Annotated in this window: 12 protein-coding genes and 1 pseudogene; 5 read left to right on the forward strand and 8 right to left on the reverse strand. The window is 38.8% G+C overall.

Going from position 1 to position 15270, the window contains the following annotated elements; all coding sequences use genetic code 11:
- Window positions 1-6: 6 nt before the first annotated feature.
- A pseudogene (locus tag ACU8V8_RS09760) lies at window positions 7-854 on the reverse strand (formate/nitrite transporter family protein).
- 483 nt (window positions 855-1337) lie between these two features.
- Here ACU8V8_RS09760 and ACU8V8_RS09765 point away from each other — a divergent pair.
- The 4 genes from ACU8V8_RS09765 to ACU8V8_RS09780 all read left to right on the forward strand — a co-directional run bounded on the left by ACU8V8_RS09765 (window position 1338) and on the right by ACU8V8_RS09780 (window position 4379).
- A complete protein-coding gene (locus tag ACU8V8_RS09765) occupies window positions 1338-2060 on the forward strand; it encodes a nitrate- and nitrite sensing domain-containing protein (protein ID WP_446887328.1) in 723 nt (240 codons plus the stop codon).
- Window positions 2061-2089: 29 nt separating this feature from the next.
- Entirely contained in the window at window positions 2090-3190 is a 1101-nt protein-coding gene (locus ACU8V8_RS09770) for an ISAs1 family transposase (RefSeq protein WP_446887329.1), read from the forward strand.
- Window positions 3191-3351: 161 nt separating this feature from the next.
- Window positions 3352-3813: an ANTAR domain-containing response regulator gene (locus ACU8V8_RS09775; RefSeq protein ID WP_446887330.1), complete on the forward strand. Its 462-nt coding sequence runs from the start codon at window positions 3352-3354 to the stop codon at window positions 3811-3813.
- A 116-nt stretch (window positions 3814-3929) separates the two neighbouring features.
- Window positions 3930-4379: a hypothetical protein gene (locus tag ACU8V8_RS09780; RefSeq protein ID WP_446889618.1), complete on the forward strand. Its 450-nt coding sequence runs from the start codon at window positions 3930-3932 to the stop codon at window positions 4377-4379.
- 1 nt (window position 4380) lies between these two features.
- Here the strand turns inward: ACU8V8_RS09780 and icd are convergent, their stop codons facing one another.
- From icd to ACU8V8_RS09815, 7 genes are all read right to left on the reverse strand, one after another.
- The gene (gene icd, locus ACU8V8_RS09785; RefSeq protein WP_446887331.1) at window positions 4381-5640 is read right to left on the reverse strand and encodes an NADP-dependent isocitrate dehydrogenase; all 1260 of its coding nucleotides are present in this window, start codon (window positions 5638-5640) and stop codon (window positions 4381-4383) included.
- A 113-nt stretch (window positions 5641-5753) separates the two neighbouring features.
- Window positions 5754-8444 carry a 7TM diverse intracellular signaling domain-containing protein gene (locus tag ACU8V8_RS09790; RefSeq protein ID WP_446887332.1) on the reverse strand — a complete coding sequence of 897 codons (2691 nt, stop codon included), beginning with the start codon at window positions 8442-8444 and terminating at the stop codon, window positions 5754-5756.
- Window positions 8445-8473: 29 nt separating this feature from the next.
- Complete coding sequence (locus ACU8V8_RS09795) at window positions 8474-9115, reverse strand: TonB-dependent receptor domain-containing protein (protein ID WP_446887333.1); 642 nt, start codon at window positions 9113-9115, stop codon at window positions 8474-8476.
- Window positions 9090-10742: a TonB-dependent receptor gene (locus ACU8V8_RS09800; protein WP_446887334.1), complete on the reverse strand. Its 1653-nt coding sequence runs from the start codon at window positions 10740-10742 to the stop codon at window positions 9090-9092. The genes ACU8V8_RS09795 and ACU8V8_RS09800 overlap by 26 nt, the downstream gene beginning before the upstream one ends.
- 100 nt (window positions 10743-10842) lie before the next feature.
- Window positions 10843-13080, reverse strand: a complete 2238-nt coding sequence (locus ACU8V8_RS09805) for an NAD(P)-binding protein (protein WP_446887335.1) — start codon at window positions 13078-13080, stop codon at window positions 10843-10845.
- A gap of 20 nt (window positions 13081-13100) precedes the next feature.
- Complete coding sequence (locus ACU8V8_RS09810) at window positions 13101-14045, reverse strand: acetoacetate decarboxylase family protein (protein ID WP_446889619.1); 945 nt, start codon at window positions 14043-14045, stop codon at window positions 13101-13103.
- A gap of 57 nt (window positions 14046-14102) precedes the next feature.
- Window positions 14103-14645, reverse strand: coding sequence for a dienelactone hydrolase family protein (locus ACU8V8_RS09815; RefSeq protein WP_446887336.1), 543 nt, complete (start codon window positions 14643-14645; stop codon window positions 14103-14105).
- A 388-nt stretch (window positions 14646-15033) separates the two neighbouring features.
- On the opposite strand from ACU8V8_RS09815, the gene ACU8V8_RS09820 reads away from it, so the two are divergent.
- Window positions 15034-15201, forward strand: a complete 168-nt coding sequence (locus ACU8V8_RS09820; RefSeq protein ID WP_167850818.1) for a hypothetical protein — start codon at window positions 15034-15036, stop codon at window positions 15199-15201.
- Window positions 15202-15270: the final 69 nt, after the last annotated feature.

Genomic DNA, 15270 nt, shown 5'->3' on the forward strand with positions numbered 1-15270 from the left:
TCTAAGTTAACTTGTCACAGGCTTAGTTAATGACTCTTTTGCTGTATTAAGTGCACGTTTAGGCGCCGTTTTATAATGGGTTGTGTATAAGGTTAATCCCGTAAACGCCAGCCCACCAACTAAATTACCGAGTGCTGTTGGGATCTCATTCCATATTAAGTAGTCCATTACTGAGAAATCCCCTCCCATCATTAAAGCAAATGGAAACAAAAACATATTCACAACAGAGTGCTCAAAACCCATAAAAAGAACAACATCACTGGCATCCACATCGCAATCACTTTGCCACTAACATGTGTTGAAATCATCGCACCCACAACACCAAGAGAGACCATCCAATTGCATAACATGCCGCGAATAAAAATGGTTAGCCAGCCAGCAGTGCCATATTCAGCATAACCTAAAGTACGCGCTTCACCAATGTGCCCTACTTTTGCAGCGATGGCACCACCATCGGTATTAAACCCATAGGTGAAAACAAAGGCCATCATAAAGGCAACAGTTAACGCCCCTAAAAAGTTCCCAGCGAATACCTTACCCCAATGCGGTAAAATTTGGGACCATGTCACACCTGGGCGTTTTGCCAGCCACGCTAATGGTGTCAGTACAAATACCCCTGTTAGTAAATCAAAGCCCATTAAATACAGCATAATAAAGCCAACAGGAAAAAGCACTGAACCTAATAAATGAGATCCAGTTGCTACGGCTACGCTCACCGCAAAAACTGCTGCGAGGGCTAAAATTGCACCCGCCATAAACGCACGTATTAGTGTATCACGAGTCGACATATAGATTTTTGACTCACCAGAGTCGACCATTTTTGTAACAAATTCTGTGGGTATTAAATAAGCCATAGTATTCACCTTCGTTGTTATTGATTAATTACCACTGTGCGTTGCTATATTTCAGGCAAAAAAAACGCCTACTACTTGCTTATTAAGCAAGTAAGTAGACGTCTTCGTCTTAACTAAAACACACTGTGAGGGCACACAACCCGATTGACTTTATTACTAAAGCAACAACAGTGCCAATATAGACCTAAGTTTAAAAGTCATATTTAAACAGATGGTTATATACTTTTAACCAGAATAAACGATGAATTTATTTGCGCCAACATAGTGCGCAATCCCATTTTACGCACCAAAAAGATCAGACAAAGTGAGTGTTTTATATTACTAAGTGCCAAAAGTTGCTTAGTTAAAATAAACTATAGACTTTTTAATTCTCGTAATTTCATAACCTTAAAAATCGATGCTTTATTCTAACTTAATATTTTTACTGACTGGAACAAGGGTTGCACTATTATTAACAATAATAATATAAACATATTAAATTTTATGCCCAGAGTCAGTCCTCTCACAGAACAATTTTTACTTGCAGCAAAACATGAAGAAATTAATGCGCTACAGCACTTAGCCATAAGTTGTACAACATTAATAACTTTAGGCCACTTTATTCATCAACTTCAAAAAGAACGTGGCATCAGTAATATTTTTATTGCTTCAGGTTGTGAGCGTTTTGTGCAACAACGTCGTGAACAAATTGCGCAAAGTATTGAATCCGAGCAACAACTTTATACTGAGTTAAAGCAACATTACTTAAACTCAAAACACGGCATAGGTAATACACGTTTATTTAATCGAATAACTTTTAGCTTACAATGCCTTGCACGATTGCCCATTTTACGAGAACAAATTAACAATCAAAAAGTAACGGCAGAGCATGCAAGCCAAGCTTTTTCACAACATATTAGCTCATTATTAAATATTCTATTAGAAGCCGCTGATGGCGCAAGTGATCCACTGATCACCCGACTTTTAATTGCACTATTTAATTTTGTGCAAGCAAAAGAACATGCCGGACAAGAGCGTGCTTGCGGTGCTATCGGTTTTGCATCAGGTGCATTTAGCACACAACGCAAAGACCAGCTAGCTCACTTACAAAATACACAGCAAGACAGTTTTATTATATTTTTAAAATATGCCGGTAATGATTTAACTACAGCGTACGCACAACTAACTGCAGGGCGGGATCGCACTTTAAATAAAAATATGATCTAATAGAGAAAATTCACTTATAGCATTCAATTTTGAGCATCTTAGACCACCTTACTGTTATTGAAGAAACACGTTCTGATATCAACCAAAAACATAATCTAATTGATGTTATGTTCTTGATAATTACAGCCATATCCTCAGGATGTGAAGGATGGCAAGATATTGAAATTTATGGTGATGAAAAGCTATCATGGCTCAGACAGTACCGAGCTTTCAGACATGGTATCCCTCGGCGGCATACGATAGCACGTATACTACGCAGTGTTGTTGCGGAATCCTTATTAGAAGCTTTAGCCTTGTGGTTAAATGAACAGCGCCAGTCATTAAATAAACCCATTATTGCCTTTGATGGCAAGGTGCTACGCGGCTCTTATCGAAATGATAGAAAAACAGCACTGCAATTAGTAACGGCGTACGATACTGAGCGAGGGTTAGTATTGAGTCAAAAACCGACAAAAACAAAAAACGGCGAAATAAGTGTTGTTCGTCAAATGCTTGATATACTTGATGTAAAAGGAAGTGTCATCACGATGGATGCACTTCATTGCCAACGTGAAACACTCGAAATAATTTCAGATAAAAAGGCACATGTAGTTGTTCAGGTTAAGAAAAATCAACCCAAATTGTTTGATGCTGTATCGAATTCATTTCAAGCAGTATTTGATGCAAATAAAGAAAAAGTCGTCACACACATTAAGCAAGAGATCCATGGTCGCAAAGAAGAGCGCTACGTCTATCAATTAAAAGCGAACCTGCCGACAGAGCTTGCACAGAAGTGGCCAACAATAATAAGTATAATCGCAGTTGAACGCCACAGAACAGTAAAGAATAAGTGCAGTATAGACACGTCGTATTACATAAGTTCAATGTCACCTAAACACAAAATGCTAGGGCATTATATACGGCAACATTGGCGTATTGAAAATAGCCAGCATTATGTTTTAGATGTTGTTTTCAAAGAAGATGATTCAAGAATAGCGTTAGAGGGTGCAGTTGAAAACATCGCTTTATTTAGGCGCTTTGTAATGAACATTTTGAGGCAATGCGAATGCGGGGCCCCAAGTCAACGTAGCAAAATCAAAAAGGCAAGCTGGAGTGATGATTATCGGGCGAGAATATTTTTTGGATTATAAATTAATCAAAGTATGCTCCCGCCCTGCAACTAACTGAAGACGAAGCAAGCGTTCAACTACAAAGGCTGCGCAATTTAATACAAGAGTTACCGCAAGATAGTTCGCAGCTCAATGAAATAAGCGAAGTCTGGTACGACATCACAACCACGCGTATTGATCATATGCATAGAATCGAGAAATTAATCGCAGAGCAACTAACAACTAGCGCCGAGAAACAGATTAAAATTGCTAAACGTCAATTACACGAACATAAAAATCATATAAAAGCGCTCAGTGATATTCCTTACGATGGGTCTGGTTCGAGCGTTGAATACACCTTTAAAAATGGCAACTTAGCGCAGCATCGACTCACAAGTAACCGCACTTTTTACGATTTAATCGTGGAACAAAGTGAACACCTAAAACAGATGAACGATGCCTTGCAAGATGCCAAACAAGTAATAAGTGAACAAAAAACATTAAACAGAGCAAAGTTAATCTTGATCCAACATTTAGATATCAATGAAGAACAAGCGCACAAACGTTTGCAGAAACAAGCAATGGACCAACAATGTTCTCTGTTTGAGGTCGCAAAACACGTGCTCAAAGTCATGAATAAAGACCAACACATTATTGGATCTTAAATATTGATAAAATCAATATCAGTTATTGAAAACAACAATTTCATAAATAGTACTCTTAGCGCTAGAGTGAAGTCATACCAAATGATTCACTCACACTACAAAGAGATATAGTTATGATGCAAACTACAGCAAGCTTTACTCAACAAGATGGTTTATTCATTGATGGCAATCTACACGCATTTATTGAACAGCAACTTTGCCAAAAAACAACGTTAACGAGCGAAGAGATTTATCAAGCCTTAGCAACATTGGTGGATGAATTTGGCTGCCAGTGCCGTAAAAACAAACATGAAGATGATGCAGCTTTAGATGCACAAACTCTTCTTCACGCGTATCAAGTTGAGCACGCGCACCCACATTGCCATGTAGATGCTCAAACTACAACGGCCGTTTTAGATGAATTTTGCTGTCAGGTTCCTGCGATTATTGTTGTTGCTCTAATGGACACTCTCAGTGCCACACCAAGCAATGAGCATGATGCTAAAGTTATTTATCAACGTGCAGCTCAACTTACTAATCGCCCTTGCATGTACCGCGAAAGTTTTACAAATAGTAACGCAGCTTAAATTATGACTGCTTTAAACGCTCGATGATCTTCATTGCAAATTCACTGCAACTGAGGATCGTCGCGCTATGCAATTTTGTATCAAGATCAAATGTTATTTCATTCGCATCTAATGTAGCGGCAAGTGCATTTTCTATCGCTTGTGCAGCATTATGCCAATTCATAAACCGCAACATCATCACCGCACTTAAAATACTACTACTAGGGTTTGCAGTATCAGTGCCAGCAATACGTTCAAATGGCCCATGTGTGGGTTCAAAAAACGCAACGTCATTATTTAAATTTGCCGCGGGCATAATACCGATGCCGCCGACTTGTGCAGTCAGCATATCTGCTAAGTAATCTCCATTTTGATTTGTCGTCACAACAACATCAAATTGCTCGGGGGTCATTAAAGCTTGTTGTAACATATTATCTGCAATGACTTCTTTAATAATAAGTGGGGGTTGCTGAGCACGCTCTATAATAAGCCAACGACCATTTTCATGCTCCTTCGCACCGAATTCTCGTTTAGCTAAATCAAACCCCCAGCGTTTAAATGCACCTTCTGTAAACTTTAATACATTGCCTTTATGAACCACGGTAAGTGAATCACTTTGCTGTTCAAGTGAATACACCAAGGCATAACGCATTAATCGCTCAGCGCCTTCTTTAGAGATATTCTTTATCCCTATTGCACATTGCTGATCAAAACGTAATCGTGTCACGCCCATTTCTTGAGATAGAAAATCCAACATTTTTTCGGCTTCAACACTACCTGCTTGCCATTCAATACCAGAGTAAATATCCTCAGAGCTATCTCTAATAACAACAATTTTGGTTTTTTCAGGATGTTTTAACGGTGAAGGCAGTGCACTATAGCCTTTGATTGGCCGCATATTAACAAATAAGTCCATCTCTTGGCGTAGCGCTACATTAAGAGAGCGAAAACCTCCGCCTAAGGGAGTAGTCAGCGGGCCTTTAATGGCGATTTTAAATTGCCTTACCGCGTGAATTGTCTCTTGTGGGAACCAATCACCATCGTATAACTTTGCTGCTTTTTCACCATTAAACACTTCAAGCCAGTAAATTTTTTTAGTACTGCCATAACAATGAGCTATAGCATTATCAACGATCTGGCGTACTAAGGGGGAGATATCTGCGCCAACACCATCACCATCAATAAAAGCAATGATGGGCTTATTCGGAATATGCCATTGCCCTTTGGCATTTATGCTAATTTGTTCGCCTTCGCTTGGCACTAAAATGTGTTGATAATCCATTAGGCCTCTTACATGATTCATACCAGAGAAGATAATATATTAAATCATTTACTTACTGACTTGTCTGCATTCAAAAAGTGATATCGACTATTCAACAGTTAAATGCTTAACCATTAAGATGGCTCAGCCAGAACATCATCAATGGCTGTAAACAAAGCATTCACTAGCTGTGAATCAAGCGTGACTGAATCAGCTTTTATAACTTTATCTAATTCAACTGACTTTTTATAAAGACTTGAGCAATCAAACATCCCTGCGGTTCCTTTTATCATGTGCACACTTTGGGCAAAGCCTGTCATATCACCAGATTTAAACTGTTGCAGTAACGTTTCTTTTTGAATGCGTAGCCCTTGAATATAATCATGTTTGAGTAATTCAAATTCATGATCAGGAAGCTTTATATCATCTGCTATCTCAATATCTAGGTAGCTGGCAATTTTATGGCTAAACTGAGTTCTATCGATTGGTTTTGCAATATGATCAATAAATCCCTGCTTTAAATAGCGCTCAATTTCATGTTTCATGGTGTTCGCCGTTAAAGCAACAATAGGCGTGGAAAGTCCTGTTGCTTGCATTATATGAATAGCTTGCTCGCCATCCATAATTGGCATTTGTATATCAAGTAAAATTAAGTCAAATTGCTCATCAAGGGTTGCTTGTACTGCATCTTGCCCATTTTCAACGGCAGTTACTGTTAAACCCATTCGTTCTAATATGCGCTTTATAAGTTGACGGTTTTCTGGGTGGTCTTCTGCAATTAGCACCTCGCCGACGAGATTTCGTTGGCAGGTATTTTCTAAGACCTCTTTTGATTCATGGCAGCAGACCTCATCAAATGAATTAATCCACTGTGTTTTATCTGTTGTCGTGTAGTTCAGTGCTAAACAAAACTCACTGCCGCAGCCAATGTCTGATCGAACAGTTATATCCCCTCCCAACTTTTGCGCTAAACTCTTAGAAATATTCAAGCCAAGGCCTGAACCACCATACTTACGTGAAATTGATGAATCTGCTTGATAAAACGGTGAAAACAATGCTTTTTGCTCGCTTTGTGTCATGCCGATTCCAGTATCTTTCACTGTAATTTTTAGCTGTTCCGAGGAGCAAGCAATAACTAATTGAATATGCCCAACACTGGTAAACTTGAGCGCATTTGTTGCCAAATTCAATAAAACCTGTCTAAGACGCGTTGGATCAGAAATAATCCAATCGGGTAGCGGAAACACATAATCAACGCCAAATTTAAGTCCTTTATCTCGAATTTGCTTACCGAGTAATGATTCAATTTCAGCGATAGTGGCAAATAGGTCAGTTTCTACTAAATCAATTTCTAAACGATTAGCCTCGATTTTTGACATATCTAATATGTCGTTGATTAAGCCAAGTACATGGCGGCTATTTTGCAAAATAACTCGTATCCCGTGGTTACGCTCATGCGGCTTAATATCTCCCAAAATAATGCCATCTGCGTAACCAATTATAGAAGTCATCGGGGTGCGTATTTCATGGCTCATATTCGCTAAAAAGCGACTTTTCGCTTCGCTGGCATCTCGTAACTCTTCCGCTAATTGTTGTAACTTGTGAGTACGTGATTGCACTTTTTGCTCTAAATTTTTCGTTAGCGCTACATTTTCCTCGTGTAGAAGTCTAAATTTATTAGCCACAGCAAATGCTAATAACATGGCATCAAGCGCAGTACCAATTAAACCAAGTAAGTATAAATCAAAAGCCATCGGCGCAATCAAGCCAAGGTTGGTTAAATTACCGATCATATTAGGGATAGCCATAGCTAAATAAGCAAGCACAAAATAACGGGCCGGTTTAAAACCTCTCATCCAGCTTCTGACACCCACAAGCATCCCTAAGCACAAAGTAGATCCGGTCACGAGTGTGGCCCAAATAAAACCAAAGCCGGGCCAAATGATCGCTAATGGCACCCCCGCAGTAGCAATACAACCTAATGATATAGACACTAAGGATAATTTAGGTGATGTCTCTTTCAATCTTAGTAGATTGTTATAAAACAATATATTAGCCATCGGAATAAGACTAAAGCCCAACCAATGAAAATGAGCGTTATAAAAACCGAAGATTTGATCCGGAATATGAAAAAACTGGCTCCAGGCTAGCACCCAGCATGCGGTGAATAGCGCATAATAAAGATGGGTTACATCACGAGCAGCAAAGTATATCAGTAAGTTATATAAACCAAGTGCAATACCTACGCCAAAGCACAGTAACATAATCATATTTTGAGAAGTGGTTTTGGCAAAAAACACATCGTATGGAGTAAGCACAAGCTTAGGGGGAGTATAAAAATAGTCGCTTTGGAATTTAGCGATTAAAAAGTAGGGTTTGCCAGGCGTAAGCTTTATTTTGTTACCATAATGAAAAGCGAATTCATTTTTGACTAACCCGCCTGTTTCATAACGCTCGACAGCATGGTTTGGATCAGACATGTCATAAATACGCGTTTCAATTTTTGACAACAAAGTATTGTAAGGAAATAACACTAACTCCTGTAACTGGCTTTGATTTTCGAGCTGAATAACAAACCAAAAACTGCCGCCAAAAAAGGTGGTTTTATGTTGAGTTTTTTTATTTTTAAGCCAAGTTGACACCTCAGAGCTATTTACAGGGAAAGCACCATGGCTCACCTCAAAAACATGACCTTGATTTAATAAGTTTGCACTTTGCTTGGGGGTATTATAAATATATAGATCTGAACTATTAGCAGCTTCCACATACGCGCAACATAGAATAAAAATGCATAGCAATCGTTTTAGTATTGCCTGAGCTGGCATACATCGCACCTTAAATAAATATATCACGGCTAGAATTGATAGCTAATATCCAGCCCATAACGTCGCCCTTCAGCTTTAAAATCTTCGAGCATGCCTAAAAAGGAGCTTAAATCAAATTTTAAATTACTGTACTGGGTATCAAACAAGTTTTTACCCCAAATAACAAGCCCCCACTGACCTAATTGATAACGAATGTTACCATTTAAGATACTATAACCCTCTTGCATAGCATATGGGTTCTGATTTTGGTCAAAGTAAAAATCAGACTGATAGTCAACAAGTAACTGCGTAGTTAAAGGGTTTTTCGCAAGCTCAAGCGTGTATTCAAACCCAGCACTTGCATTCCATTTTGACGTAAATGGGAGCCGCTTATTTGTTAGCTCATTGCCAAGCGGGTCTATATACTCTTCAAATTCAGCATGAGGGATATAGCCTAAGGTAAATTGAAGATTAAGTCCCTTTGAGATAGCGTAATCAAGTTCTGCCTCCAAACCATATATTATTGAGTCTCCCACATTTTCCAACAGCTGTACGGGTGGGCTTTGGGGAGATATTGAAGGCTGATTCATAAATACTTGTTGGTCGTTATAGTCATAATAAAATGCAGCCCAATTGAAACGCACTCCTTGTTCTGGCCACCAAGATTTAGTGCCGACTTCGTGTGCATTCAAGCGGTTCACTTTGATAATCAGCAAGCTGAGCTTGCTCAGGTGAAGATAAAAACCCACCATTATAACCTCCGCTTTTTGCACCATTTGCAAAGCGATAATAGCCATGCGTGTGTTTATCAAATTGATAATTTAGCCCTAGCTGCCCTGAAAATCCATTATCAGATTGAGCGCCTTGTACTTGGTAAAAAGGCACTCGCACGCCTTTTAAATCTGTAGGTGTGACCACAATATTTAGCTCTGAGAGAGAATCATAATCCAAGGACTCATATGAATAACGCAAGCCAGCACTCAGTAACCAATTGGTGGATAATTGGTAATCTAACTGTGTAAATGCCGCAATACTTTGTGTTGAGATATGGTTATCGTAAAAGAAAGTCGCAGTGAGATCTGCGGGCAGAATGCCGCGAAAATCACGTAAAATATCATTCACGTTATTTTGTTTTATTGATTCATCAGCAAAGTACAAGCCTGCTGTTAAAAAGTGTTCACTTAATTGCGACTGTAATCTAAGCTCTTGCGTAAATTGATCTGTATCTAAACCTAGATTCCCTTCACATAAGCGAGCGGGTGAGCCATCACAATTAAACGCATGTTGACGCTCCAGCTCATTAAAGCTGGTTAAAGAGATCACTTCATTATTATCACTCATTTGCCAATTCAAATGCGCACTTACGCCTTTGCCATTACTTTTATGAGGAGAGTTATTATTAACACTCACTGTATAAAAGTCATTACTTGCATCATTAAAGCCAAAGTTATCATAACATTGCGTTGAACCAGCTTGAGCAGGACTACATCGTTCTTTTGTTAACGGGTTGGCAACCACTCCGATACTCCCAACAGGTTGAACTATTCCTTCCCAATCTTGAATATGACCTTTAACTAATAATTGCACTGAATCAAAATCAGCTAAAAAAGAAATGCGTGCATTTATTTGCTCCATCCCTGCTGTTGGAGCCGTAAGAAAAACATTTTTAGTCGAATAATCATAATTTTGATAATTAAATGCTACCCGCAAGGCCGTATTTTCACTCAATGGCGTATTGAACATAGCATCAACATTACTGGCATTATTATTAGCAACACCCGCCGTGAAATAGCCGCTTTGCTCGTACTCAGGGCGTTTTGAACGAATTAAAATTGCTCCGCCGGTTGAGTTACGACCAAATAATGTGCCTTGAGGGCCGCGTAAAATGTCAACTTGCTCTATATCAAACAGGTTTACTAGTTGATTACTAGCCGAGCCAACAGCAATATCATCAACATATATAGCAACCGGTGATGTATTTGCCGTGTTGTAATCAATTAAACCAACGCCACGGATATTTACCGCTGGCGGGGTGCCTTCAGCCGCATTTTGGCTAATTTTAAAATTAGGTGAAAATACCGATAATTCTGTTGAATCTTTATAATGCTGAGCTTTAAGTACATCACCTTTTACTTGGCTGATGGCAATACCGACCTCTTCTATTTTTTGCGCTCTTTTTTGTGCATAAACTTCAATCACGTCGATGTTAGTTTCATGCAAAACCTGCTCACCAGTTGCGTGCAACTGTAAAGGCAGCAATAAACCAAGAGAGCTCATAAACCCTATGTTTTTTGACATAAAGTTACTGTGGGTTTTCATTATGCAGCCAACCTTATTATGAGTGTATGTAAATATGCTGTTATATCATTGATTATAGACTAACTCATTGGCTAAAACTGCACCAAAGCGAAAAGTTTATTTAATACTCCGGTGGCTCAAAAGCATTCTCTCCACTTATATATTCTGGATAGCCACATATAGCCCTTGCAGTTTGCATGCCCGCCATTACCGCGGCCTCTACACACCCGGCATTCACTCCCGTCTTAATCCAATCACCAGTAATAAATAAGTTGTTAAAAATCGTTTCATCTGTTGCAATTCTATACTGACTAGAGCCTGCAACTGACAATACATACCGCTCGCTAGGATCAACATTAACGCGCCAATATTGCTCATCAACTCTTTGCTCTGCGATATTTTCTCCGTACAAAATGGACCAATCAAATTCATTGTCATGGTAACTAAGTGGCCACAATGGCTGCATTCTCTGTTTTAGCATACTTATGAGGTTCGCTTTAACCTGTGCTTGCGCTTTTTTTACAAAGTTATAGTCTGTTTTTGGCGGGGTATCATCACAAGTAAATGCACTACAAAAATAAGCAATATTGCTTGGCTGATTTGCATCAGGCCAGCATTCTTTAGCTAATAAATTACTCATTGAGGCCCAGGTATCAAATGGTTCACTAAAACCGCTCAGAATCGGCCCTTCTTTACTCGCTGGTAAAAATTGCCAACCAAGTTGCTCGTCTGTTTTGTTCAACCACAGTTGGCTCGCTTGCGTCGCCACGGTTTTAACGTGCTTAGCCTGATCTGATAGCTTAGCATCCACCAAGAGTAATTCTGGACAAACATGCTTTAATGATGCGACTGAAACCCCTAATACAAGACGATCAAAATCAACTTTATGCTGTAATTTTAAGCACGGTAAATCTTCGCCAAAGTGTACTCTATAAATAGCTGGCCAATCACTCCAAAAAGACTCTAAATTAACTCTATTTTGTTGCAGTAACGTCGCTTGTTCAGGGGATATTTGTTCATACAAAGGTTCGCTTGGCCAGCAAGGCAGGTTTTTAACCTCGATTAACGGGTCGTAATGTGAATGTGTGACTGATACCTGCTGCTGTATCTCTACAGATTCAATATAATTTTCACCCTGGGTATTCATACCAGGACTGATATTTTGCAATTGATGAAAGTAATGAAATATAACTCCCCGCTTCTTTAACAACTCATAAATGGGTGCAAAAATAACGTCTCCCATGCCCGCTTGCATCTTCCACATAACACCACCACGATAACACAGCGCTATACGTAGCATTGCAAGAGCAGCGACTCCCGCTTCTACATTAGGTTTACTAAAATCACCTTTAGGATATGCAAAAACTAAGTCGTAAAACCCGCGCACAGGTGCTGAATCAGCACTGTACTTTTTGTTTGCACCATTTCTTATTAACCATTGACGAAAATCGTATTTATTAATAACCCCAAAGCCGTCACGATACACTTTATCCTTAACGAGTCCTACTAACATCGCTATAGCTAAATCGGCGCAAATATATAAACGTCTAAGTTCAGCATTCTCATCCATTAATTCGATAAGCTCATTATTCATCCAGCGCTTGAGCTTTCTCACTATATACCAAATAACTAAGCCGTCTTTTTTCTCATGAAGCTGTGGGAGTAAAGTTTTATCTGCATGAGCAAAACTATTTAACTTAGCGATCAATAAGCTCGGAGTCGAGCTGATCGCTTTTGCTCGCTGATGTATGTCATCACGTTGCCAAAGCTCCTGGCTATCATCAGCCACGTCTTCTACTTGTTGATATAGATGCCTTAACAAAGATTGGTCTCGGTTTTTGGTTGTACTTAATTGTGTTTTTTTATTTGCGTTATCAGCTACAATTTGTAATTCAAAAATCCATTTTTTAAGCCATGCTAAGGTCATTTTCACAAAATCCCACGGGGTAATATCTAAGCTTCCCTGTGCCGGATTGCCTGGAAGTATGGGGAAATCAATTGGCCATGTTTGCCATTGGTTATCTATACACTCCTCAAGAGCAATAAAACTGTGCGGTTTTAACGCGTGCTGCCAAGTAGCAAGGGGACTAGATTCAGGCCTATTTAACTTATTATAAACCGTCTCAATGGTTTTAAAACTGTTAACATAAGCACCAAACCAAACGTGTAAACCATGCTCTTCAATACGGTCTCCTTTAGCACTATTACGCCCACTTGCTCCTTTTCCGCCAAGACGCCACCCTTGTTGGTAAACTGTTATTTGACGTTTTTTTTGCCAGTCATCCTGCTCTGTAAGATACATAGCCGCTGTCATAGCCGCTACACCGCCACCAATAATAACTATCTTTTCTTGATTCATGTTTTTCTCAATATAACCGTTTAGAGGTGACTTGCTTCAAGCTGATCAAAATCCATTTCAATATAAAATGGTAAATAAAGCGGTTGGTCCCCTATTTTAAAACCAAACATGTCTGCCAACGGGAAGCTATCAACTTGGTTCAAGGTTAAATTAAAATCAGGCTTTAATAGTTTAAAACTATGTACCTTTTTAATTTCAGACGGAGAATGCAAAACGGCTTGGTACACCGCTTCATTGCCTTTGCCATCAGGAAATTGCTTAAACAATATTTGATCCATTTGTGGATTAATAAAGCCACTCAATAACTGCTTTAATAAAGCCGTATCAATTGTTAAATGCTTCTGTGCGAATAACTCAGCTATATCCTCACCAAAATTTTCAAGCATTGAGAGTAAACTATGATCATCATTTTCACCCGATACAATGGTAAAAAGCTCGTGCTGTTGTAATTTTGAATCTGGAGCAAAGTACTTAAAGCAATCCATGGAAATCGAAAAATTGAGATCATGGGAGGGTGTAAGGGGCATTGTATAATCACACATATACTTGTTATAACCCCATGTTTCACGACCATTGATCAAGGCATAAATATTATTTACGCAAATAAACGCTGGGTACCAATACAAGTGAGTAATACTTTCATCGCCCCCCTGCTCAACCATTTTCGCCACAGGTAACCAAATTATGATGTCAGTTTCTTGCATCCAGCCATGTTGATCATAAGGTGGTGTTAGGGAGGCTATTTTTTCGATATCCGTAAATGTAATTAAAGCATACTCCCCAATTCCCTCAAACCGGGTATAGGGTGTTGCGGCGACATTCAACGTGTTATCAATTAATCGCTGCACTTTTACTTCATCAATTTGAGCAAAAAAACCATACATCTTGGCGTTAGTCATTCTGCAAGGCGGCTTTGCAATTGGATTAGATAAAAAGTGTTGGTACGGTTTAGAGCAAGACATCATAGTCAATATTTTCAATTAAAAAAACAAGTATAGACCCCTTTGTGGGTAACACTTATTTTAAGCTAATAAATATTGGCTAAAGTATTGGTAGCCAGCACTATTAAACCCTGCAGATAACGGATTCATAAAGCCATGTTGGTAGTCACTAACTTTGCAAGTTATTTTATGTTGTGTACTGACTTTTTCCATCACTGTGTACACATCAAAATGGGGTTCTTGTCTTGGGAAAATTATTTCACAGGGAATGGGCGCAGCAACATCAAGATGATGTCGAATTTGACTCGGGTAAAAGGCGATGAGCTTTTTAATATGGGGATTTTTCACTTTAGCTACGCTACGCCAAGCAGCTGCACCACCTGCACTAAAACCAATTACTGTAGTTGATTCATTAACCTTAGTTAAAATAGAGTTGAGTTTTTGGAAGTAACCATCGTGGTCACATTTATCAACAAAATGTGCGTACTGTAGAGGCTCATCCACAACGGCTTGAAGTTGCCCATTGTATGGATCAATAATTTGGTGATCGGCATTAAACTGCCTAGCAAAGTGGCTAAGAGGGGCGGTCTTACCAAAAATATCACTGACAAATATGTATTTCATGAGTTGGTTACTTAATTGTTATTTGCTCATCCGACTGTTACCTATTTAAACTACAATGAAATGAATCTAAACACCAGAAAAAAATAAATAATACTTGCCTAAAGTAAAAAACTGACATAAGATTATCTCTTGGTCCTAAAAAAACCTCGCGGTTAACCCCTTTACCCTGATCCAGTAAGCCCGCAAAAACGTATATTATAAAGCTAAGTTATTGTACGGCGAGAACCCTAATTCAGATTACGACATATTTTTAATATGGTCGCATAAATGTCATAAAGATCGTCAACACTATAATGAAGCTAAACACAAATGGTCTATCTATATGTGCTTTTGAGGCTAATAAACAAATTAGCAGCACATAGATAACAAGAAAAAAGTGAGTTTTATTATGTCTTATAGTTATAACGGATCTATGATCCAAATTGCCCATCCGGTGCAATCAATTTCAGTGAATAAACAACGTGTAATTTTTTCAGATACACAAGGTTTAAAAAACGCCTTATTCACTAAAGCGAGTGATGCTCGTCAATTTGTTAAATGGCTTAAAGCCAATTAATCTATTTTGATAAACACATTCAATACTATATTCGCCAGCTTTTGCTGGCGTTTTACTTTTACTTAAATA

This window comes from Pseudoalteromonas sp. SaAl2, assembly GCF_052947895.1.

What these genes read in the sequence shown, in the direction of transcription:
- ACU8V8_RS09775 (WP_446887330.1), top strand. Translation starts at nt 3,352, where the DNA reads ATGCATAGAATCGAGAAATTAATCGCAGAGCAACTAACAACTAGCGCC.
- ACU8V8_RS09820 (WP_167850818.1), top strand. Translation starts at nt 15,034, where the DNA reads ATGTCTTATAGTTATAACGGATCTATGATCCAAATTGCCCATCCGGTG.
- ACU8V8_RS09810 (WP_446889619.1), bottom strand. Translation starts at nt 14,045, where the DNA reads ATGATGTCTTGCTCTAAACCGTACCAACACTTTTTATCTAATCCAATT.
- ACU8V8_RS09800 (WP_446887334.1), bottom strand. Translation starts at nt 10,742, where the DNA reads ATGAAAACCCACAGTAACTTTATGTCAAAAAACATAGGGTTTATGAGC.
- ACU8V8_RS09815 (WP_446887336.1), bottom strand. Translation starts at nt 14,645, where the DNA reads ATGAAATACATATTTGTCAGTGATATTTTTGGTAAGACCGCCCCTCTT.
- ACU8V8_RS09765 (WP_446887328.1), top strand. Translation starts at nt 1,338, where the DNA reads ATGCCCAGAGTCAGTCCTCTCACAGAACAATTTTTACTTGCAGCAAAA.
- ACU8V8_RS09805 (WP_446887335.1), bottom strand. Translation starts at nt 13,080, where the DNA reads ATGAATCAAGAAAAGATAGTTATTATTGGTGGCGGTGTAGCGGCTATG.
- ACU8V8_RS09780 (WP_446889618.1), top strand. Translation starts at nt 3,930, where the DNA reads ATGCAAACTACAGCAAGCTTTACTCAACAAGATGGTTTATTCATTGAT.
- ACU8V8_RS09790 (WP_446887332.1), bottom strand. Translation starts at nt 8,444, where the DNA reads ATGCCAGCTCAGGCAATACTAAAACGATTGCTATGCATTTTTATTCTA.
- icd (WP_446887331.1), bottom strand. Translation starts at nt 5,640, where the DNA reads ATGGATTATCAACACATTTTAGTGCCAAGCGAAGGCGAACAAATTAGC.